The 19,290-nt window shown below is 64.7% G+C and carries 21 protein-coding genes; 9 read left to right on the forward strand and 12 right to left on the reverse strand.

Annotation, left to right across the window (positions count from 1 at the left end; genetic code table 11):
- Positions 1-5: 5 nt before the first annotated feature.
- From aztB to SLT36_RS19925, 6 genes are all read left to right on the forward strand, one after another.
- Entirely contained in the window at positions 6-872 is an 867-nt protein-coding gene (gene aztB / locus SLT36_RS19900; RefSeq protein WP_154385512.1) for a zinc ABC transporter permease AztB, read from the forward strand.
- A 23-nt stretch (positions 873-895) separates the two neighbouring features.
- A complete protein-coding gene (gene aztC / locus SLT36_RS19905) occupies positions 896-1,831 on the forward strand; it encodes a zinc ABC transporter substrate-binding protein AztC (protein ID WP_432284072.1) in 936 nt (311 codons plus the stop codon).
- A gap of 136 nt (positions 1,832-1,967) precedes the next feature.
- Positions 1,968-3,158 (forward strand): zinc metallochaperone AztD, encoded by a 1,191-nt coding sequence (aztD, locus tag SLT36_RS19910; RefSeq protein ID WP_432284073.1) that lies wholly within the window; start codon positions 1,968-1,970, stop codon positions 3,156-3,158.
- Between the two features lie 145 nt (positions 3,159-3,303).
- Positions 3,304-4,524, forward strand: a complete 1,221-nt coding sequence (gene zigA / locus SLT36_RS19915) for a zinc metallochaperone GTPase ZigA (protein WP_432284074.1) — start codon at positions 3,304-3,306, stop codon at positions 4,522-4,524.
- A gap of 93 nt (positions 4,525-4,617) precedes the next feature.
- On the forward strand, positions 4,618-4,956 hold the full coding sequence (locus SLT36_RS19920; RefSeq protein ID WP_432284075.1) for a TIGR01244 family sulfur transferase: 339 nt from the start codon (positions 4,618-4,620) through the stop codon (positions 4,954-4,956).
- A 94-nt stretch (positions 4,957-5,050) separates the two neighbouring features.
- Positions 5,051-5,281: a type II toxin-antitoxin system Phd/YefM family antitoxin gene (locus tag SLT36_RS19925; protein ID WP_432284076.1), complete on the forward strand. Its 231-nt coding sequence runs from the start codon at positions 5,051-5,053 to the stop codon at positions 5,279-5,281.
- Between the two features lie 106 nt (positions 5,282-5,387).
- Here SLT36_RS19925 and SLT36_RS19930 read toward each other — a convergent pair whose 3' ends face one another.
- The 7 genes from SLT36_RS19930 to SLT36_RS19960 all read right to left on the reverse strand — a co-directional run bounded on the left by SLT36_RS19930 (position 5,388) and on the right by SLT36_RS19960 (position 11,334).
- Positions 5,388-5,924, reverse strand: coding sequence for a DinB family protein (locus SLT36_RS19930; RefSeq protein WP_432284077.1), 537 nt, complete (start codon positions 5,922-5,924; stop codon positions 5,388-5,390).
- 13 nt (positions 5,925-5,937) lie between these two features.
- The gene (locus SLT36_RS19935; RefSeq protein ID WP_432284078.1) at positions 5,938-6,681 is read right to left on the reverse strand and encodes a fumarylacetoacetate hydrolase family protein; all 744 of its coding nucleotides are present in this window, start codon (positions 6,679-6,681) and stop codon (positions 5,938-5,940) included.
- Between the two features lie 14 nt (positions 6,682-6,695).
- A complete protein-coding gene (locus tag SLT36_RS19940; protein ID WP_432284079.1) occupies positions 6,696-7,565 on the reverse strand; it encodes an MBL fold metallo-hydrolase in 870 nt (289 codons plus the stop codon).
- 112 nt (positions 7,566-7,677) lie between these two features.
- Positions 7,678-8,130, reverse strand: a complete 453-nt coding sequence (locus tag SLT36_RS19945) for an HPP family protein (RefSeq protein ID WP_432284080.1) — start codon at positions 8,128-8,130, stop codon at positions 7,678-7,680.
- A 177-nt stretch (positions 8,131-8,307) separates the two neighbouring features.
- The gene (gene tdh, locus SLT36_RS19950; RefSeq protein WP_310325000.1) at positions 8,308-9,342 is read right to left on the reverse strand and encodes an L-threonine 3-dehydrogenase; all 1,035 of its coding nucleotides are present in this window, start codon (positions 9,340-9,342) and stop codon (positions 8,308-8,310) included.
- 55 nt (positions 9,343-9,397) lie between these two features.
- Positions 9,398-10,585 (reverse strand): glycine C-acetyltransferase, encoded by a 1,188-nt coding sequence (locus SLT36_RS19955; protein ID WP_432284081.1) that lies wholly within the window; start codon positions 10,583-10,585, stop codon positions 9,398-9,400.
- Between the two features lie 269 nt (positions 10,586-10,854).
- Positions 10,855-11,334, reverse strand: a complete 480-nt coding sequence (locus SLT36_RS19960) for a cupin domain-containing protein (RefSeq protein ID WP_432284082.1) — start codon at positions 11,332-11,334, stop codon at positions 10,855-10,857.
- 261 nt (positions 11,335-11,595) lie between these two features.
- Between SLT36_RS19960 and SLT36_RS19965 the strand changes: the two genes are divergently transcribed.
- A complete protein-coding gene (locus SLT36_RS19965) occupies positions 11,596-12,711 on the forward strand; it encodes a mandelate racemase/muconate lactonizing enzyme family protein (protein WP_432284083.1) in 1,116 nt (371 codons plus the stop codon).
- Between the two features lie 51 nt (positions 12,712-12,762).
- On the opposite strand, the gene SLT36_RS19970 is transcribed toward SLT36_RS19965, so the two are convergent.
- Entirely contained in the window at positions 12,763-13,236 is a 474-nt protein-coding gene (locus tag SLT36_RS19970; protein WP_432284084.1) for a cupin domain-containing protein, read from the reverse strand.
- Between the two features lie 320 nt (positions 13,237-13,556).
- Entirely contained in the window at positions 13,557-14,759 is a 1,203-nt protein-coding gene (locus SLT36_RS19975; protein ID WP_432284085.1) for an acyl-CoA dehydrogenase, read from the reverse strand.
- A gap of 119 nt (positions 14,760-14,878) precedes the next feature.
- Between SLT36_RS19975 and SLT36_RS19980 the strand changes: the two genes are divergently transcribed.
- Positions 14,879-15,772 carry a LysR family transcriptional regulator gene (locus tag SLT36_RS19980; RefSeq protein WP_432284086.1) on the forward strand — a complete coding sequence of 298 codons (894 nt, stop codon included), beginning with the start codon at positions 14,879-14,881 and terminating at the stop codon, positions 15,770-15,772.
- Here SLT36_RS19980 and SLT36_RS19985 read toward each other — a convergent pair.
- On the reverse strand, positions 15,762-17,804 hold the full coding sequence (locus tag SLT36_RS19985) for an FAD-dependent oxidoreductase (protein ID WP_432284087.1): 2,043 nt from the start codon (positions 17,802-17,804) through the stop codon (positions 15,762-15,764). The genes SLT36_RS19980 and SLT36_RS19985 overlap by 11 nt on opposite strands.
- Before the next feature lie 113 nt (positions 17,805-17,917).
- Here SLT36_RS19985 and queF point away from each other — a divergent pair, with 113 nt between their 5' ends.
- Positions 17,918-18,379 (forward strand): preQ(1) synthase, encoded by a 462-nt coding sequence (gene queF, locus SLT36_RS19990; RefSeq protein WP_432284088.1) that lies wholly within the window; start codon positions 17,918-17,920, stop codon positions 18,377-18,379.
- A 23-nt stretch (positions 18,380-18,402) separates the two neighbouring features.
- Here the strand turns inward: queF and SLT36_RS19995 are convergent, their stop codons facing one another.
- Both SLT36_RS19995 and SLT36_RS20000 read right to left on the reverse strand, forming a co-directional pair.
- A complete protein-coding gene (locus tag SLT36_RS19995) occupies positions 18,403-18,885 on the reverse strand; it encodes a hypothetical protein (RefSeq protein ID WP_432284089.1) in 483 nt (160 codons plus the stop codon).
- Positions 18,882-19,286: a nuclear transport factor 2 family protein gene (locus SLT36_RS20000; protein WP_432284090.1), complete on the reverse strand. Its 405-nt coding sequence runs from the start codon at positions 19,284-19,286 to the stop codon at positions 18,882-18,884. Before SLT36_RS20000 ends, SLT36_RS19995 begins: the two co-directional genes overlap by 4 nt.
- Between the last annotated feature and the right edge of the window lie 4 nt (positions 19,287-19,290).

Here is a 19,290-nt window from a genome sequence, read left to right on the forward strand (position 1 = left end):
TCGCCATGTATGAGTTCCTGATCGCTCCTTTCGTCGAATTCGGCTTCATGCAGCGCGCGCTGGCCGGCTCGCTGATGCTGGCACTGGGCGCCTGCCCGGTCGGCGTCTTCCTGATGCTGCGGCGCATGAGCCTGACCGGCGACGCCATGGCGCACGCCATCCTGCCCGGTGCTGCCGCCGGCTTCCTGCTTTATGGCCTGCAGATCGTGCCGATGACCATTGGCGGGCTGATCGCCGGCGTCATCGTGGCGCTCGGCGCAGGTGCTGTGTCACGCTTCACCGTGCAGCGCGAAGACGCCTCGATGGCCGCCTTCTACCTGATCTCGCTGGCGCTCGGCGTGCTGATCGTGTCGCTGCGCGGCTCGAGCGTCGACCTGATGCATGTGCTGTTCGGCACCGTGCTGGCGCTCAATGACGACGCGCTGACGCTGATCGCGCTGATATCGGGCCTGACGCTGCTGACGCTCGCCATCTTCTGGCGCGCACTCGTCGCCGAATGCCTCGATCCGCTGTTCCTGCGCTCGGTCAGCCGGCTCGGCACGCCTGTCCATTTCATCTTCCTCGGCCTCGTCGTGCTCAATCTCGTCGGCGGCTTCCAGGCGCTCGGCACGCTGCTTTCAGTCGGCCTGATGATGCTTCCGGCTGCCGCGGCACGCTTCTGGACGGCGCGCGTCGAGCCGATGTGTGCGCTCGCCTTCGGCTTCGGCGCCATCTCCTGCATCGCCGGCCTGCTGGTCTCCTACCACGCCTCCCTGCCCTCGGGCCCGGCGATCATCCTGTCTTCAGGCGCGATCTATCTCGCCTCCATCCTTTTCGGCACACGCGGCGTCTTCAACACCAAGCTGCGCCGCCACCGCCACCGCACCGCCTGATCCGCTTCAACATGGAGAGACACATGCTCAGAACAATTGGCTTCGCCTCGCTTATGAGCGTTATAACATTAACTTCGCTGACCACGATTTCGGCCGCAGCCGAACCGCTGAAAGTGGTGGCGAGCTTCTCGATCATCGGCGATTTCGCCGAAAATGTCGGCGGCGACCGCATCGAGCTGACCACACTCGTCGGCCCCGACGGCGACGCCCATGTCTATGAACCCTCGCCCGCCGATGCGGTGAAGATGTCCAAGGCCGACGTCGTGCTGGTCAACGGCCTGCAGTTCGAGGGCTTCCTGCAGCGGCTTGTCGAGGCCAGCGCCACCAAGGCTGTCGTCGTCGAGCTGACCAAGGGTGTCGAGCCGATCAAGATGAAGGAAGAGCATGAGCACGCTGCCGAAGCCGGCGGCGATGACCACCATCACGGCGACCTCGACCCGCATGCCTTCCAGTCGATCGCCAATGCGAAGATCTATGTGAAGAACATTGCCGACGCCTTCTGCGCGGCGGATGCCGCCGGCTGCAATGCCTACAAGAGCAACGCCGACGCCTATACGGCCAGACTCACCGCGGCCGAGACCGAGGTCAAGGAAGCGGTGGCATCGATCCCCGAGGCGAAGCGCACCGTCATCACCTCGCATGACGCCTTCGGCTATTTCGAAAACGCCTATGGCCTGACCTTCCTGGCCCCCGAGGGCATTTCGACCGAGGCCGAAGCCTCCGCCGCCGACGTGGCGGCCCTGATCTCGCAGGTGCGCGGCGACAAGGCGTCGGCGATCTTTGTCGAAAACATCACCAATCCGCGCCTTGTCGAGCAGATCTCAGCCGAAACCGGGGTCAAGGTCGGCGGCACGCTCTACTCCGATGCCCTGTCCAAGGCCGACGGCCCTGCCGCGACCTATATCGAGATGATGAAGTCCAACATCGCCACCATCAAGGGCGCCATCCTCGGCAGCTAAGCCCGCCCGTCCGAAGCACCGGCGGCCCGCGCGATCGGGTTGCCGCACGACCCGACCGGCCTGGTGAAGGCGGGGCGCAAAACCTCGCCTTTTTTCCCGGCACAATCTGTTATGTAATAACATTTATGAGGACATCATGAAACACCTGCTCGCCACGGCATCGACAATTGCCATGCTGATCGGCCTCGCCACCGCCCCCGCCTCTTCAGAGGAAAAGACGGCATGGCGGCTGTTCGTCTCCGACCATGCAGCCTCAGTCGTCCATGCCCTCGACATGGAAACCGGCAAGACGATCGAAACCTTCGACGTCAAGGCGCCAACCAGCCTCTACCGCTCAGACAGCGGCCGCAGCATCTTTGCCGTGCAAGGCAAGGGCGACGTGATCTCGGTGCTGTCGAGCGGCATCGCCTTCGGCGACCATGGCGACCACGGCGACATCAAGGTCGAGGCACCCAGGCTGCTCGACGTCGCCTTCGAGGGCAAGAAGCCGTCGCATTTCGTCGATCATGACGGCGACATCGCCCTGTTCTTCGACGGCGAAGGCAAGGCGCGCGTCACCCGCGAGGCTGACATTCTGGACGGCAAGCCGGCCATCCGCGAGGTGGTGGCCGACGCTCCCCACCATGGCGTGGCGATCGCCCTTGGCGACGACGTGCTGATATCGGAGCCCAACACGGACAAACCCGACGAGCTGCCAATAGGCATTCGTGTCGTCGATCGCGCCGGTGCGACCGTCGGCGATATCCATGCCTGCCCCGACCTGCATGGCGAAGCATCCTCGGGCAACCTGGTGGCCATTGCCTGCGCCGAAGGGCTTCTTGTCACCTCAGGCGACGGCAAGATCGAGCTTTTGCCTTATGACAAGGCCCTGCCCGCGGGCAAATCGACGACTTTGGTCGGCGGCCGCGGCCTGCAATATTTCCTCGGCAATTATGGCCCAAGTGCTGTCGTGCTGATCGACCCGAAGTCGGAAGACGCCTTCCGGCTGATCGAGCTGCCGACGCGCCGGGTGCATTTCACCGTCGATCCGGTGCGGGCGAAATTCGCCTATGTCTTCACCGAGGACGGCCAGTTGCACCGCATCGACGTGGTCGCGGGCAAGATCGACGCCTCGCTGAAGCTGACCGAACCCTACTCCATGGACGGCCACTGGAGCGACCCGCGCCCGCGCATCGCGGTTGCCGGCAGCCGCATCGTCGTCTCCGATCCGCTCAAGAGCGTGCTGCATGTCGTCGATGCCGAGAGCTTCAAGCAAGCCGACGACATCGCGCTCGAAGGCAAGCCCTTCAACCTCGTTGCCGTCGGCGGCTCCGGCGAAACGCACTGAGCGCCATGGGTTCGTCAGGACCGCAAAAGACGCCCTGACACCTTGACCTTCGGCGCCGGTCCGGCAGTGCACGCTGCCGGACCATTCCCCACATCATAACCGGTGGCATCGGTCGCCGGACCAGCCCACATTGAAGGGAGAAAAAATGCCCGTCGCAAACAAGCCGGCACGACTGCCCGTGACAGTGCTCTCCGGTTTCCTCGGTGCAGGAAAGACCACGCTTCTCAACCACATCCTCAACAACCGCGATGGCCTGCGCGTCGCCGTCATCGTCAACGATATGAGCGAGGTCAACATCGATGCGGCACTGGTCCGTGACGGCGGCGCCGAGCTTTCGCGCACCCACGAGCAGCTTGTCGAAATGACCAATGGCTGCATCTGCTGCACCTTGCGCGACGATCTGCTCACGGAGGTCCGCGCGCTCGCCGGGCAGAACCGCTTCGACTACCTGCTGATCGAATCGACAGGCATTTCCGAGCCCCTGCCCGTCGCCTCGACCTTCCAGTTCCGCGACGAGAACGGCCAAAGCCTGTCCGACGTCGCCCGCCTCGACACCATGGTGACGGTCGTCGACGCCGCCAATCTGCTCAAGGACTATGCGTCGTCCGACTTCCTGAGGGATCGCGGCGAACAGGCCGGCACAGGCGACGAGCGCGCTCTGGTCGACCTGCTCGTCGAGCAGATCGAATTTGCCGATGTCGTCGTGCTCAACAAGGCCTCGACTGCCAGTGCCGCCGACCGCGACGCGGCGCGCAAGATCGTCGTCGCGCTCAACCCGGATGCCCGGCTGGTCGAGACCGATTTCGGCCGCGTGCCGACGGACACCGTCCTCGGCACCGGCCTGTTCGATTTCGACAAGGCCGAACAGCATCCCTTGTGGTTCAAGGAGCTGAACGGTTTTGGCGATCACGTCCCCGAAACCGAGGAATATGGCATCCGCTCCTTCGTCTATCGCGCGCGGCGGCCGTTCGACCCTCAGAAACTGCACGGCTTCATCAACCGGCAATGGCCGGGAGCGATCCGCGCCAAGGGCTTTTTCTGGCTCGCCACGCGGTCCGATTTCGTCGGCGAGATCAGCCAGGCCGGCGCCCTGGTGCGCACCGGCAAGCGCGGCCTGTGGTGGTCGGCAGTGCCGCGCGGGCAATGGCCCTGCCATCCCGAATGGCATGAGGCGATGAAGCCCTATCTCGACCCGGTCTGGGGCGACCGCCGCCAGGAGATCGTCTTCATCGGCTGCGATCCGATGAACGAGCAGCAAATCCGCGCCGAGCTCGACCACTGTCTTGTCGACGCCTCGTCATTTACCCCAGGCAAATGGCGCGATCTCGCCGATCCCTTCCCGTCCTGGCAGCGCCCGGCCGCCTGACGCAAGCCCAACAGCAGTTGCCCCGCGGCGCCAGCAGTGGCAAGACTGGCGCCGACGCGCCGCCGCGGCGGCCAGCAAACTGTGAGGACCAAGATGGAATACCGTCAGATCACCGACGACTACTCGGTTTCAGGCCAGATCACCCCTGATGAAGTTGCGGCCATCAAGGCCGCCGGCTTCAAGAGTGTCATCTGCAACCGGCCCGACGACGAGCAGCCCGGCCAGCCCTCCGCCGACAGCGTCAAGGCCGCCGTCGAAGCCGCCGGCCTCGCCTTCCGCTACATCCCGGTCATCAGCGGCGCCATGACCGGCGACAATGTTGCCGACATGGCCGACGCGCTCGACGAGATGGACGGTCCTGTTTTCGCCTATTGCCGTTCGGGCACACGCTGCACCAATCTCTATATGGCGATCCAGCAGAGCAAGAGCTGACCGGCACCGCGACCGGGCTGATGTGTTTGCGTGAAGTCCTGTTGTGACCTAAATTGCGGTTGTAAGGCCAAAATTGTGCTCGCAAGGATGAGCCATGAAGGTTTCGGCTGCAGAAGCCAAGGCCAAGCTCTCCGAACTGATCAGGCGGGCGGAAGCCGGCGAGGAAATCATCGTCACGCGCCACGGCAAGGCGGTGGCGACGATCGCCGCTCCGCCCAAAGCCGACACCACACACGCGAGCCGGATTGGTGCGCTGAAGGGAAAAATCTGGATTTCGGACGATTTTGATGGGCTCGGCCCGGAATGGGACGATTACATCAAGTGAGTCCACGGCTGTTCAAGATACCCATGTCCTGCTTGAGCGGCGATCAGGGGTTCTCGCCCGGTCATTTGGAAGTCCCGGCATTCTCACTCTACGACGTGGCGCTGGTCTAAATCCCCAACCGCGCGACCTCTTCTCCCCTGAAGCGGAGATCATAGTCGAGGAAGAACTCGTCGAGCTGCGGCGGATCCACCGAACTACCCGACAGCATCGCATGGACCTGGCCGCGATGATGGGTCTGGTGGATGAACAGATGCGCCAAGAGGTCGCCGATGCGCTCGGGGATCTGGCCGGCCTCGCCGCGATCGGTCGACACCCGCCTGTCGAGATCAGCGGCCTTAAGACCATCGCAGCAGGCGACCAGCCGCCGGTCGAAGTCGGCCTGCGCCGCGCCAAGGGCCTGCGCCGTGTCGAAGGCGACGAAGCGGTCGAACAGTTTCTGGCCCTCGCCGCCCTCCTCGATCATGTCGAGATAGAACAGGTCGACTTCGAGGATGTGGTTCAGCGTCTCCTTGAGCGAAGGGAAAAAGCTCGTCCGTTCGGCCTCGAACTCACCCGGCTGCAAGGCCAGCACGGCGCGGTAAATGCGGTCGTTGGACCACAGACTGTTCCGCGCCATGCGGCTGAAATGGCTGGTCAACTCCATCCGGGCAGCGGTCTCAGGCCGGCTCGAACCTGCCGACCTGGCGTTCGATGGCACCGAAGATCGAGTGGCCGGCCTTGTCTTTCATCTCGACGCGCAGCGTGTCGCCGAGCGACACCGACAGCGTTTCGACAGCGCCCCTGACGATGGCCCCGGTGCCGAGCGCGCGGGTTGCGGCGGCGTCCGCAATCAGCTTGGGAAAGCTGGTCCAGACGGAGGTGACGTTGCGGGCCCCGGCAATCAGCGGCAGGTGCACGGCCCCGTCCCAGCCGCCGCCCAGCTCATCAGGGGTGACCGCGACAGGCGACAGCGCCGAAGTGCCGGCCTGGCCGCCATCGAGGATCGTGTCGGTGGAGAGCACGATCAGCGCCACCGCCTCCTTCGCCGCCTCTTCGGTCGCCGCCATGGCAACGTCCGACACGATGACAGCGACCGCGGCTTCGATTTTTGCATCGCGGATCTTGCCGGGCAGTTCGATCGGATCGCGCGGGCCGGCAAAGGCGTCGCTGCCGCCGAGCCGCTGGTAGGCGCGCGGCAAGGGCGAATGGGCGTCATGCTCGTGGAAGCGCGACGACGGCACCGCGCCGATTTCGAGCGAGCCGGCCAAAGCCGCGAGATGCGGGGAGATGCGGCGCCAGTCGTCGAGCGCCGCCTGCAGGTTGGGTGCCAGGAACGAGGCGTCGGTGTATCGCGTCAGGTCGCGCGAGACGATGACCAGTTTCCCGTCACGCGAACCGTTCTTCAGCGTCGCCAGTTTCATGCACGTCCTCCCGGTTAGGGGGCGTCTTCGCCCTTGTCAGTCACAACAAGCCCGTCGCGGCCAATCGTCAAGGGACCATTCCATGTTTTCCTGACAGCTTCGACCCAGTCGGCCTCGCCGATGTCGGGATCGTCGGCCGGAATGAGGTGATTGAGCACAAGGCGACCGACGCCGGCACGCGCCGCAATGGTGCCCGCCTCGCCGGCCAGGCTGTGGCTTGCCATCAGATGTTCGCGCAACCGCGCGCCGTTGCCGGTGCGCGCCACCAGCCGCTCGACACCTTCCTCCAGCATCGCCTCATGCAGCAGGATATCGGCGCCACGGGCAAAATCCGCCAAAGGCGGGAAAAAAGCCGTGTCGGCCGAAAAGACGATCGAAGTGCCCTGATGCTCGAAGCGCAGGGCGAAACACTCGGTGACGGGCGGATGGTCGACACGCAGGGCGGTGACCGACAGATCGCCGTCGCTAAGCACCTCACCTTCGCCGAACTCGACGACCTCGACCATCTCGCGCAGATCCGGGCGGCCTTCGTCGACGATGCGGATTTCGATGTCGAATTCAAGCGCTTGCACGAAACTCTGCCAGTATCGATTCAATCCGACCGGACCGAAAAGTGTGACCGGTGTGGCAAGCCCTGCCGTCCAGGCGGTGTGCAGCAGCGGCCCGAGCTCGAGCACGTGGTCGGAATGGAGATGGGTGATGAAAACGAGGTCGAGCGCCTTGAGGCTGAGCCCGGCATCGGTCACGCCGCGCGTCACGCCGAGCCCGCAATCGACGACAACAGTGCGGCCGCCGAGTTCGAGCAGCGTCGATGTCGGCCATGGGCCGCCCGGCCTGATCGCCGGCCCGCCCTTGGTGCCGAGCAGGACGAGACGGCCGCTCATGCGCCCCTGCCCGAGCGAACAGCTGCGATCTGCGACTCACATGTCATGTCAAACCTCTTCATGCCGCCACCCAAGCTAGAGCGGCGGCAGCAACCGAGGCAAGGTCAAAGCGTCAATCGACGCGGCGCGGATATTGGGCGCGCGGCGGGATCCAGTGATGGACAAGCGCCAGCACAAGCAGGCTGATGCAGCTCAGCAGCACGACGATGAACAATGTGCTGCCCTGATAGGGCGTGGCTGTCGCCACCAGCGGGATGGCACCTGCCGGCGGATGGGTGACGCGGAACATCAGCATCAGCGCGATCGAAACGCCGACCGCCACCGCCGACACTGCCCACAGACCGGGGAAAGCCATGGCGGCGGCGACACCGACCAGCGTGGCTATGAAATAACCGGCGAAGATGTTGATCGGCTGCGCCAGCGGGCTGGCCGGCTGGCCGAACAGCAGCACAGCCGTAGCACCCAGCGGCGCGACCAGCATCGGCAGGCCGGTGACAGAGGCAAGCCCTCCGACAGCCGCCAGGCCGACAATGGCGCCCGATCCCGACTTGACGTGCGAGAGCATCTGTCCTTTCGGCTCATGCCGGGCAGTAAGGGTGCGTATGTGACGGCGCATCGTTGGTTCCAGGCCGAAAGGGCCCGCTTCAATAGCAAATCAGGGCTTCGGCTGGCAACGGCGCTTTGTTCGAATTTTTCACCTCACAGTGAAAAAACTTTCCATGGAAACGCCCTGCCAATCCCCCTACCAATCCATCACGACCTTGCCGGAATTGCCGCTGCGCATGGCGTCGAATCCGGCCTGATAGTCGTCGATGCCGATGCGGTGGGTGATCAGGCCGCTGACGTCGAGCGGCCCCTGCACCAGCGCGATCATCTTGTACCAGGTCTCGAACATCTCGCGGCCATAGATGCCCTTGAGATGCAGCATCTTGAAGATGACCTTGTTCCAGTCGATCTCGAAACCGGTCGGGGCAATGCCGAGAATGGCGATCTTGCCGCCATTGTTCATGGTGTCGATCATGTCGCGGAAGGCAACCGCCGAGCCCGACATTTCGAGGCCTATGTCAAAACCCTCGGTCATGCCTTCCTCGCGCATCACGTCGCGCAGCTTCTCTTTCGAGGCGTCGACGACGTGATGGATGCCCATCTTGCGGGCGAGCGCCAGCCGGGTCGGGTTGATGTCGGTGATGACGACCTTGCGGGCGCCGACACATTGGGCGACCAGCGCGCCCATGATGCCGATCGGCCCGGCGCCGGTCACCAGCACGTCCTCGCCGACGAGGTCGAACGACAGCGCGGTGTGCACCGCATTGCCGAGCGGGTCGAAGATCGCGGCGATCTCGTCGGAGACGTCGTCGGGGATCGGCACGACATTGTGCTGGGGGATGGCGACATATTCGGCGAAGGAACCCGGCCGGTTGACGCCGACGCCGAGCGTGTTGCGGCAGAGATGTCCCCTTCCTGCCCGGCAGTTGCGGCAATGGCCGCAGACGATGTGGCCTTCGCCGGAGACACGCTGGCCGACCTTGTAGTCCTTCACCCCGGCGCCGAAATCGGCGACGGTGCCGACGAATTCGTGTCCCGTCACCATCGGCACCGGCACTGTCTTCTGCGCCCACTGGTCCCAATTGTAGATATGGACGTCGGTGCCGCAGATCGCCGACTTCCTGACCTTGATCAGAACGTCGTTGGGGCCGACCTCCGGCACCGGCACCTCTTCCATCCAGATCCCCGGTTCAGCCTTCGCCTTCACCAGTGCGCGCATCATGTTCGACATTGTCTTGTCCTCGGAATCGCTTGATCCGGAATCGCTTTTCGCAATCCCGGCAGTGCTACCAGATCACCTCGAGTTCGCGCCCGACCTCGGCGAAGGCCGCGATCGCGCGATCGATGTCGGCTGAAGAATGAGCCGCCGACATCTGCGTGCGAATGCGCGCCTGCCCCTTGGGCACCACCGGGAACGAAAAGCCGATGACATAGATGCCGCGCTTCAGCATGCGCGCCGCCATCTCCTGGGCCACCGTGGCATCTCCGAGCATGACCGGGATGATCGGGTGGTCGGCGCCGGCAAGCTTGAAGCCGAGCTTGCCCATGCCGGCGCGCAAACGCTCGGCATTGGCATAGAGTTTTTGGCGCAGGTCCGCGCCTTCGGCGATCAGCTCGAGCACCCTGATCGAGGCGCCTGCTATGGAAGGGGCAAGCGTGTTGGAGAACAGATAGGGCCGCGAGCGCTGGCGCAGCCAGTCGACGACCTCGCGTCTGCCCGAGGTGTAGCCGCCGGAGGCGCCGCCCAGCGCCTTGCCGAGCGTGCCGGTGATGATGTCGACCCTGCCCTCGACGCCGCAATGCTCCGGGGTGCCGCGGCCGTTCCTGCCGACGAAGCCGACGGCATGGCTGTCGTCGACCATCACCATCGCGCCATATCTGTCGGCGAGATCGCAGACGCCCTTGAGATTGGCGATGATGCCGTCCATGGAGAACACACCGTCGGTGGCGATCAGCTTGAAGCGGCTGCCTTCGGCCTTCTTCAGCTCGTCCTCCAGTGCAGCCATGTCGTTGTTGGCGTAGCGAAAACGCCTGGCCTTGGACAACCTGACGCCGTCGATGATCGAGGCATGGTTGAGGGCATCCGAGATGATCGCGTCCTCTTCGCCGAGCAGTGTCTCGAACAGGCCGGCATTGGCGTCGAAGCAGGAGGAATAGAGGATGGTGTCCTCCATGCCGAGGAAGCCGGAGAGTTTTGCCTCCAGTTGCTTGTGCTCTTCCTGGGTGCCGCAGATGAAGCGCACCGAGGCCATGCCGTAGCCATAACGGTCGAGGGCTGACTTGGCGGCGTCGCGCAGTTCATGGCTGTCGGCGAGGCCGAGATAGTTGTTGGCGCAGAAGTTCAGCACCTTTTCGCCGCCGACCTCGATCTCGGCACCCTGCGTCGAGGTGATGACGCGCTCGGACTTGTAGAGCCCGGCGGTTTTGAGGCCGGACAGTTCCGTCTGGAGATGGGAGAGGAAAGCACTTGTCATCGCGTCACGTCCCGTTCGTTGGCCTGATATGCGGCAAGACTTGGCCGATATTACAGGGCCGATACTACAGGAAATACGACCCGAGAGGTCGATCATCCCTGGCACAGGATGCGGCCATAGCGGGCCACCTTGCAACGGGCACGTAACACGAGAAGAAAGGCCGACCGGGCGGCCGGCCGAACGGCCACGAGAAGAAGGGCCGACCGGGCGGCCGGCCGAACGGGCACCAGGAGAAGGGCCGACCAGGACGGCAGGCCCTTCAGGACTGGTCAGGACAAGGGCGCGCCGATGATGTCGATGCCGTTGCGGGCGCAGGCCTCGGTCAGCGCCGCGATGGCCTCAGGCGTCGGCGCGACCTGAGGCGGCAACTCCGGCTTGTCGGTGGGCACGCCGATCTCCCGCACCAGGCGCTCGAAGTCGCCGCGCGTGGTGACGGTCAGGCAACGGGCACCGTCGGCGGATTCGACGCGGTAGCTGTGCGGAACACCCTTCGGCGCCATCATGGTCTGGCCGGCGCGACCCACGAGCTCCTTGCCGCCGACATTGAAGCGCATCACGCCGTCGAGGATATGGAACACCTCGTCTTCGTTGACATGGATGTGCAGCGGCGGCGACGAGCCATAGGGCATCAGATGTTCGATGACGCTGATGGTGTCGGCTCCCGCCTCACCCGATAGCTTGATGGTTGCCAGAGAGCCGGCGAACCACAACAACTCGCCGTCACTGTCGGTCTTCGCATACATGGTCATTTCTCATCCTTTCGAGCAGCGCGGTCTGAAAATCCGCGGTGCCCCGATCTAAGCGGCGACCGTATCCGTTCGAATTCAGCGAAACCGAACGCTGTATCCGAAAGCTGAAACAATTCGCGCCTCATACGAAAGCAAAAGAACCCTGCACTGGAGAGCCCGACCTGTCAGGAAAACGACGCGGCCAAGCGCCGTTTCCTTCGCCCCGGCGGCCGACTGCCCGGTTTATCCTTGGCCACGATCAGGCTTCGCCCAGGGGACAACATGGCCGACGCGACCATTTCAGGCATCCGCATCTACAGGCAATGGCAGCCGTTTCGCGACGGCACCTATCGCTGCTCCGGCGGTCGAAGTGCCGAAGGCTTCGATTCGACAATCGTCGAGATCACCAGCCGTGATGGCGCGAGCGGCTATGGCGAGATGGCGCCGCTCGGCAGCTTCTACGACCCGGCCTTTGCCGCTGGCGCCCGCGAGGCGATGAAGGAGCTGGCGCCGCAGCTGCTCGGCTGTGCGGCATCCGGCATCGAGGCGCTTTACCGGCGCATGGAGCTTCTGCTCAAGGGCCATCCTTACGCCAGGTCGGCCATCGACATGGCGCTCTGGGACCTCGCCGGCAAACGTTCAGGCCTGTCGCTGGCTGCGCTCTCAGGCGGCGCCGCGGGCGAGCAGCTTGCGCTCTACCGCTCGATTGCCCAGCAGGCGCCCGAGGCGATGGCCATAAGGGCGACAAAATACATCGCCGAGGGTTATCGCCGGCTGCAGGTCAAGGTCGGCCTCGACGTCAACGAGGACATTGCGAGGCTCGAAGCGGTGCGGGCAGCGGTGCCCACCGACACGGTGCTGTTCTGCGACGCCAATGCCAGCTGGGGTACGGCGGAGACGCGGCGCTTCCTGATGGCGACACGAAATCTCGACTACACGCTGGAGCAGCCTTGCGCGAGTTATGAGGAAAACCTCGCCATCCGCCGCGCCACCGACCGACCGCTGGTGCTGGATGAGACCATCGACGGCGCCGACGTGCTCATCCGCGCGATATCAGACGGGCTCGTCGACGGCATCACCATCAAGCTCGCGCGGGTGGGCGGGCTCACGCCCGCAAAACTTTTGCGCGACATCGCCATTTCCAAAAACCTGAAGGTCACGATCGAGGACACCGGCGGCGCCCAGATCGACACGGCGGCCTATTCGGGCCTGCTGTTGTCGACGCCCGAGCATCTCAGGCAGCACACGGTCGACTTCCACAACTGGGTGACGGTGGCCAATGCAAGCGGCGAATTTGCCATTTCACGCGGCATGATGGCTTTGCCCGGCGGGCCGGGCCTCGGCCTCGACGTCGAGCCTGACCTGTTCGGCGAACCGCTGTTTGTCTGCAGCCTTTGAAGAGATGGCTGGACGGACACGCCCCCGCACCCGTCCAGCCTGATGTCGGCGCTATGGTAGCGGAGCGCCGACGACCTCGATGTTGCGTTGCACTGAGCTGTCGAAGAAGCGCCTGGTTGCGTCCCGCTCGCCCCTCGACGGCAGGACGTCCGCCCGCACCGGCAGGCTCATCTGGCGCACCATCTGCTCGAAGGCGCCACTCTGGGTGACGATCAGGCATGTCGCGGCGTCAGTCGATTCGATCCTGAAATCGTGCGGCAGCCCCTTGGGCGCCATCACCGTCTGGCCGACATGGGCAGGGAAGTCCTTGCCGGCGACGAAGAACTGCATCGTGCCTTCGAGCATGTGAATGACTTCGTCGCCGCTGAGCGTGATGTGCAACGGCGTCGTTTCGCCCTGCGGCATGCGGCATTCGATGACACTGATCTGGTCGTCGCCGGCGCCGGCCGGCACGCGGATGGTCATCAGGTTGTCGCCGAACCACAAGATCTGGTTGGCGTTTTCAGCCCTGGTCTGATCGCTCACAGATTGTTCTCCCCGCACCCCGGCGAAACTGCCGCCGAGGTCCGGAGTTATCGACGCGATGTAACCGTTTGAGGTCGGCAGCCGCCGCCAGTGTTTCAAGCCAATGAAACAATTCGCGTGTAAGTCGAAATATATTCGCACTTCCTAAACCTGAAAGCGAAAGCCATTCTGCATAAGCGGGCAGTTTGCGGCGCCAAACAAAAGCGGCCGCGAAGCGCTTGCTTCGCGGCCGTTTCAGCGATTTCGGGTTGCGGCTGACGCCCGGAGCAATTCCAGGAAAACTGCGAAGCGGTTTTCCGTCCGGAATTGCGCAAGACGCTCTAGAAGAACGCCTGCAGGCCGGTCTGGGCGCGGCCCAGGATCAGCGCATGCACGTCATGCGTGCCTTCATAGGTGTTGACCGTCTCCAGGTTCTGCGCATGGCGCATGACGTGGTAGCCGATCTGGATGCCGTTGCCGCCATGCATGTCGCGGGCGATACGGGCGATATCGAGGGCCTTGCCGCAATTGTTGCGCTTGACGATCGAGATCATCTCGGGCGCGAATTTATGCTCGTCCATCAGACGGCCGACGCGCAAGGACGCCTGCAGGCCGAGCGCGATCTCGGTCTGCATGTCGGCCAGCTTCTTCTGGTAGAGCTGGGTGCCGGCGAGCGGCTTGTTGAACTGCTTGCGGTCGAGGCCGTATTGCCGGGCACGGTGCCAGCAATCCTCGGCAGCGCCCAGAACGCCCCAGGAGATGCCGTAGCGGGCGCGGTTGAGGCAGCCGAACGGACCCTTGAGGCCCGAGACGTTGGGCAGCAGCGCGTCTTCGCCGACTTCGACGCCTTCCATGACTATCTCGCCGGTTATCGAGGCGCGCAGCGACAGCTTGCCGCCGATCTTCGGCGCCGACAGACCCTTCATGCCCTTTTCGAGCACGAAGCCGCGGATCTGGTTGTCATGGGCCGAGGATTTGGCCCAGACGACAAAGACGTCGGCGATCGGCGCGTTCGAGATCCACATCTTCGAACCGGAGATCCTGTAGCCATTGGCGGTCTTCTCGGCGCGGGTCTTCATGCCGCCCGGGTCGGAACCCGCATCCGGCTCGGTCAGGCCGAAGCAGCCGATCCACTCGCCCGAGGCGAGCTTGGGCAGGTACTTCCTGCGCTGCTCCTCGGAGCCATAGGCATAGATCGGGTACATCACCAGCGACGACTGCACCGACATCATCGAGCGATAGCCGGAATCGACGCGCTCGACCTCGCGGGCGACAAGACCATAGGTGACGTAGCCGGCGCCAAGACCGCCATATTCCTCGGGAACGGTGATGCCGAGCAGGCCGGCCTCGCCCATTTCGCGGAAAATCGCCGGATCGGTCTTCTCGTCGAGATAGGCCTCCTCGATGCGCGGCGCGAGCTTGTCGGCGGCAAAGGCCGCGGCGCCGTCGCGCACCATGCGCTCGTCCTCAGTCAGTTGGTCTTCGATCAGGAACGGGTCGGCCCAGACAAAGCTGCCGCCGCCGGCCGGTGTGGATGCGCTCATGGTTCCTCCGGAAAATAGGTGATTTCCCAGACATCCTAGACCGCTTCGGCACATTTCGCTAACAAGTAATCTCGCATAGTTTATGCGTAAATTCGATCAACTCGGTCAAAGGCCAGGCGATGCGCCGCAGCTATGTCCCAACGATTGCAGAGCTTGAGGCGTTTCGCGCCTGCGCCGGGCTCGGCACGACAATTCGCGCCGCCGATCAGCTCGGCCTGACGCAGAGCTCGGTCAGCCGCTCGATCGGGCAGTTGGAGGACCGGCTCGGCGTGGCGCTGTTCCACCGTGTCAGGCAGCGGCTGGCCTTGTCGGATGCCGGCCGGCGCTTTGCCCGCGATGCCGAGGCCATCCTCGACAGCCTGCATGAGGCGGCGGTGCGCACCATGGCTTTCGGCGGCCAGTCCGACGTGCTCAGCATCGCGGTGCTGCCGACATTGGCCGACCGCTGGCTGATCCCCAGGCTCGCCGGCTTCCACGCCGCCCACCCGCATGTCGCCATCGACCTCGCGGTGCGGCTGGAAACCGTCGACTTCGAAACCGAAGCTTTCGATGCCGCGATCCAGCGCGGTCCGGCCGGGGCGGGACAGGCAGGCATCGTCAGGCTGTTCGACGAGGTCCTGGTGGTGGTCGCCTCGCCTGCCCTGCTCGACGGCCGCGCAGCACTCGACGACGCCGAACTCGCCGCGCTGCCGCTTTTGCAACAGTCGACGCGGCCGACGCTGTGGCTGCAATGGTTCCAGGCCGCCGGCATCGACCCGCGCACCACCTTGCGCGGCCATCGCTTCGAGCAGTTCTCGATGGTGGTCGAGGCGGCGGTTGCCGGCCTCGGCGTGGCGCTGGTGCCTGAGGTGCTGGCCGAACGCGAACTCGGCACCGGCCGGCTGGTCATGGCCTCGCCCAACCGCATCGCCGGCGAAGCGCCCTACCGGCTCGCCTTCCGCCCCGGCAGCGAGGACCGGCCGGGCCTGCGCGAATTCGTGCGCTGGCTGACGGCGGAGACCGTCAGATCCTGAGGCCGAAGCGGATGCCGTCATAGATGGCGGCGTGGATGTTGCGCGCCTGGACCGCATCGCCGACGCGCAGCAAGAGGAAACGGCCATCCGGATTGTTGTCAGGGAAGATGTCGCCGCCATGGATCAGGCTGGTGTAGTCGATGGCGCCTGAATTCTTCGACAAAGGCTTGAGCTCGAGATAGAGCTCGTCGAGCGGCAGCGTGCCATGCTCGACCACCACCTGGTCGACGCGGCGCTCCTCGCTCCAGTCCCTGGTGAAATCCGAAACAAGCGTTGCCACCAGCTGGTTGCCGTCGCGCCGCACCTGCTTGAGCCGTGTGTTGATGGTGATCTTCACGCCATGGCGGTGAAACGCCTCCATATAGGGCACGTGGTTCATGCCGCCGATCTCGGGGGCAAAGAAACGCTCCGGCGTCAGAAGCTCGAGCCTGCTGCCGGCCTTGCCGATCAGTTCTGCCGCGGTCATGCCCTGGTGGCCGCCATTGTCGTCATAAAGCAGCACGTTTTCGGACGGCTTGACGCTGCCGGCGATGATGTCCCAGCTCGAGGTCACCAGCTCGTCACCGCCGTCGAGCGGCGGGTTCTGCGGCAGGCCGCCGGTGGCGATCACCACGGCGTCCGGGTCGAGCGCCAGCACGTCGTCCAAGCCGGCCCAGATGTCGTAGCGGATCTCGACGCCGAGCTCCAGTTCGGCCAGGCGCCAGTCGACGATGCCGATCAGCTCGCGCCGGCGCGGGTTCTGGGCGGCAAGCCGGATCTGGCCGCCGGCCTGGCTCGCCGCCTCCAGAACGGTCACCTTGTGGCCGCGCTCGGCCAGCACCCGTGCCGCCTCCAGCCCGGCAGCACCGGCGCCGACCACCACGACATTCCGCACAGGTCCGTCGGTGCGGGCAATGACATGCGGGATCGTCGCCTCGCGGCCGGTGGCGGCATTGTGGATGCAGAGCGCGCCGCCGCCCTCATAGATGCGGTCGAGGCAATAGGTGGCGCCGACGCAGGGCCTGATGCGGTGCTCTTCGCCGGCCATCACCTTGGCGGCGATGTGCGGGTCGGCAATGTGGGCGCGTGTCATGCCGACCATGTCGAGCTTGCCTGATGCAATGGCATGGCGGGCGGTGGCGACGTCGGCGATGCGTGCGGCGTGGAAAACCGGAAACTTCGTTGCCGCCCTGACCTCGCCGGCGAAATCGAGATGCGGCGAGGCCGCCATGCCGTGGATCGGGATGACGCCGGTCAGCGCGGCATCGGTGTCGATATGGCCGCGGATGATGTTGAGGAAATCGAACTTTCCCGACGAGGCCAGCCTCTGGGCGATCTCGACGCCTTCCGCCTTGGACAGGCCCTTGTCAAAATCCTCGTCGGCGACCATGCGGATGCCGACGAGGAAATCCGGGCCGACGGCGGCGCGCACCGCATCGATCACCCGCCAGGTGAAGCGCAGGCGGTTGTCGAGCGAGCCGCCATAGACATCGTCGCGATGGTTCGTCGCCGGCGACCAGAAGCCGTCAAGCAGATGGCCATAGGCCTCGAACTCGATGCCGTCGAGGCCGGCTGCCTGCATGCGCTGGGCAGCCGAGGCATAGTCGCCGACGATGCGGTCGAGGTCCCAGTCCTCGGCGGTCTTGGGGAAGGTGCGGTGGGCGGCCTCGCGCACCGGCGAGGCACTCAGCACCGGCAGCCAGTCGGCCTTGTTCCAGGCGGTGCGGCGGCCGAGATGGGTGAGCTGGATCATCACCTTGCAGTCATGTTCGTGACAGGCATCCGCCAGCTCGGCCATCCAGGGCACGATGGCGTCGTCATAAGCGTGCAGGTTGCCGAAGGCGGCCGGGCTGTCGCGCGAGACGATGGCCGAGCCCGCCGTCATGGTCAGCGCCATGCCGCCTTTGGCCTTTTCGGCATGGTAGAGCCGGTAGCGTTCCCTCGGCATGCCGTCCTCGGAATAGGCCGGCTCATGGCTCGTCGACATGATGCGGTTCTTGAGGGTGAGATGCCGGAGCTGGTAGGGCTGGAGAAGCGGATCGTTGCTGGTCATTGCCTTCCCGCATTGTCTGGCGCTAATACACGCCACGTGAAAATCTGGCCCGTGCAGTCTGGCGCATGCCGCCTTTCGGGCATTGAGCCAGGCCCATCCAGAAGAGCCGCCCAATGACCATCACCGACAGCCTCACCCAGCTTGGCACCCATGTGCAGACGCCGGCCTCGCCCGAGACCGCCGTGCTCGAAACCGTGCCTTACGACCGCCTCGGCGGTCCGCCCGCCATCGTGCGCTTCACCTGCCCGGAGTTCACCTCGCTGTGCCCTGTCACCGGCCAGCCCGACTTCGCCCACATCGTCATCGACTATGCCCCGGACCGGCTGCTGGTCGAATCCAAGTCGCTGAAACTGTTCATGGTCTCGTTCCGCAACCACGGCGCCTTCCACGAGGATTGCACCGTGATGATCGGCCGCCGCGTCGTTGCCGCGACAAAACCCTTGTGGCTGCGCATCGCCGGCTACTGGTATCCGCGCGGCGGCATCCCGATCGACGTGTTCTGGCAGACCGGCAGGCCGCCGGAAGGCGTGTGGCTGCCCGACACGGGTGTTGCGCCCTATCGCGGCCGCGGCTGAACGCATCGAAGGGATAGCGGCGCTCACTGGCATTGATACTGGCTGAGCGCCCATTCATTGGTCACCGACAGCAGATCGGCGACCTTCCATTCGCCGTCGACCTTCTTCAGCTTCCACTGCATGCGATGCGGCTCGCCCGCCGCCGTAAACGCCGCGACCACGATCGCGGTGTCGCCTGTTTCCGAGCCGATGATCTTCAGGCTCCTGTCGAGTTCCGCCTTGTCATAGGCCGTGCTGTCGAGCGGCATGTTGGTATCGAGGCAATCGCCTTGCTCCGATTTCTCGAGCTGGTCGCGGGCGTCGAGCACCGCCTTGGCCGGATCGACGAAACGTCCGCGCTCGGCCGGGTCGAGTTCGAGCCCGACATGGTCGTAGAACGGCCTGATCGCCTCGACGGCGGTGCCGGCCATGGCAGGCGTGACCAGCAAGGGCAGGATGGCAGTTGCAAAAGCGACTTTCATGGCGGCCTCGGCGTTGGCGTGATGGCCCTCAATAACACGCATCATCGGCCGCTGCCTTGCGCGCCAGCGTCATCCTTCACCTCGACGCGCATGATCCTGCCGTCGGCGTCGAACGTCACCGTCTCCTCGCCCGACCTGACAAGACGGACGCCTGACACGGCATGCGTCGCCTCCAGCCGCCAGCGCGACCAGGCGGAGCATGGCGACAATGCCGCCACCTGCTCGTCCTTGGAGACCTGGTCGCCATAACAGGCGAAATAGCCGCGAAACGCCGCCATGATCGCGTCGCGGCCGACGACGGCGTCACCGACACCATCGGAGACATAACAGGCGTCAGGCGCGAAACAGGCTTCGACGGCGGCGAAGTCGAGCACGTCGATTGCCGCGTGGTAGCGCTTCAGCGCGGCGACGGGATCGAAGGCCGCGAGGGTGCTGTCGTTTGACATCAGT

The organism is Aminobacter sp. BA135 (assembly GCF_050859125.1).
Lineage (GTDB): Bacteria > Pseudomonadota > Alphaproteobacteria > Rhizobiales > Rhizobiaceae > Aminobacter > Aminobacter ciceronei.

Bases quoted from the DNA above. Each gene is read 5' to 3' on its own strand.
- aztB (WP_154385512.1), top strand. From the start codon at position 6: ATGTATGAGTTCCTGATCGCTCCTTTCGTCGAATTCGGCTTCATGCAG.
- aztC (WP_432284072.1), top strand. From the start codon at position 896: ATGCTCAGAACAATTGGCTTCGCCTCGCTTATGAGCGTTATAACATTA.
- aztD (WP_432284073.1), top strand. From the start codon at position 1,968: ATGAAACACCTGCTCGCCACGGCATCGACAATTGCCATGCTGATCGGC.
- zigA (WP_432284074.1), top strand. From the start codon at position 3,304: ATGCCCGTCGCAAACAAGCCGGCACGACTGCCCGTGACAGTGCTCTCC.
- SLT36_RS19920 (WP_432284075.1), top strand. From the start codon at position 4,618: ATGGAATACCGTCAGATCACCGACGACTACTCGGTTTCAGGCCAGATC.
- SLT36_RS19925 (WP_432284076.1), top strand. From the start codon at position 5,051: ATGAAGGTTTCGGCTGCAGAAGCCAAGGCCAAGCTCTCCGAACTGATC.
- SLT36_RS19930 (WP_432284077.1), bottom strand. From the start codon at position 5,924: ATGGAGTTGACCAGCCATTTCAGCCGCATGGCGCGGAACAGTCTGTGG.
- SLT36_RS19935 (WP_432284078.1), bottom strand. From the start codon at position 6,681: ATGAAACTGGCGACGCTGAAGAACGGTTCGCGTGACGGGAAACTGGTC.
- SLT36_RS19940 (WP_432284079.1), bottom strand. From the start codon at position 7,565: ATGAGCGGCCGTCTCGTCCTGCTCGGCACCAAGGGCGGGCCGGCGATC.
- SLT36_RS19945 (WP_432284080.1), bottom strand. From the start codon at position 8,130: ATGCTCTCGCACGTCAAGTCGGGATCGGGCGCCATTGTCGGCCTGGCG.
- tdh (WP_310325000.1), bottom strand. From the start codon at position 9,342: ATGTCGAACATGATGCGCGCACTGGTGAAGGCGAAGGCTGAACCGGGG.
- SLT36_RS19955 (WP_432284081.1), bottom strand. From the start codon at position 10,585: ATGACAAGTGCTTTCCTCTCCCATCTCCAGACGGAACTGTCCGGCCTC.
- SLT36_RS19960 (WP_432284082.1), bottom strand. From the start codon at position 11,334: ATGACCATGTATGCGAAGACCGACAGTGACGGCGAGTTGTTGTGGTTC.
- SLT36_RS19965 (WP_432284083.1), top strand. From the start codon at position 11,596: ATGGCCGACGCGACCATTTCAGGCATCCGCATCTACAGGCAATGGCAG.
- SLT36_RS19975 (WP_432284085.1), bottom strand. From the start codon at position 14,759: ATGAGCGCATCCACACCGGCCGGCGGCGGCAGCTTTGTCTGGGCCGAC.
- SLT36_RS19980 (WP_432284086.1), top strand. From the start codon at position 14,879: ATGCGCCGCAGCTATGTCCCAACGATTGCAGAGCTTGAGGCGTTTCGC.
- SLT36_RS19985 (WP_432284087.1), bottom strand. From the start codon at position 17,804: ATGACCAGCAACGATCCGCTTCTCCAGCCCTACCAGCTCCGGCATCTC.
- queF (WP_432284088.1), top strand. From the start codon at position 17,918: ATGACCATCACCGACAGCCTCACCCAGCTTGGCACCCATGTGCAGACG.
- SLT36_RS19995 (WP_432284089.1), bottom strand. From the start codon at position 18,885: ATGATGCGTGTTATTGAGGGCCATCACGCCAACGCCGAGGCCGCCATG.
- SLT36_RS20000 (WP_432284090.1), bottom strand. From the start codon at position 19,286: ATGTCAAACGACAGCACCCTCGCGGCCTTCGATCCCGTCGCCGCGCTG.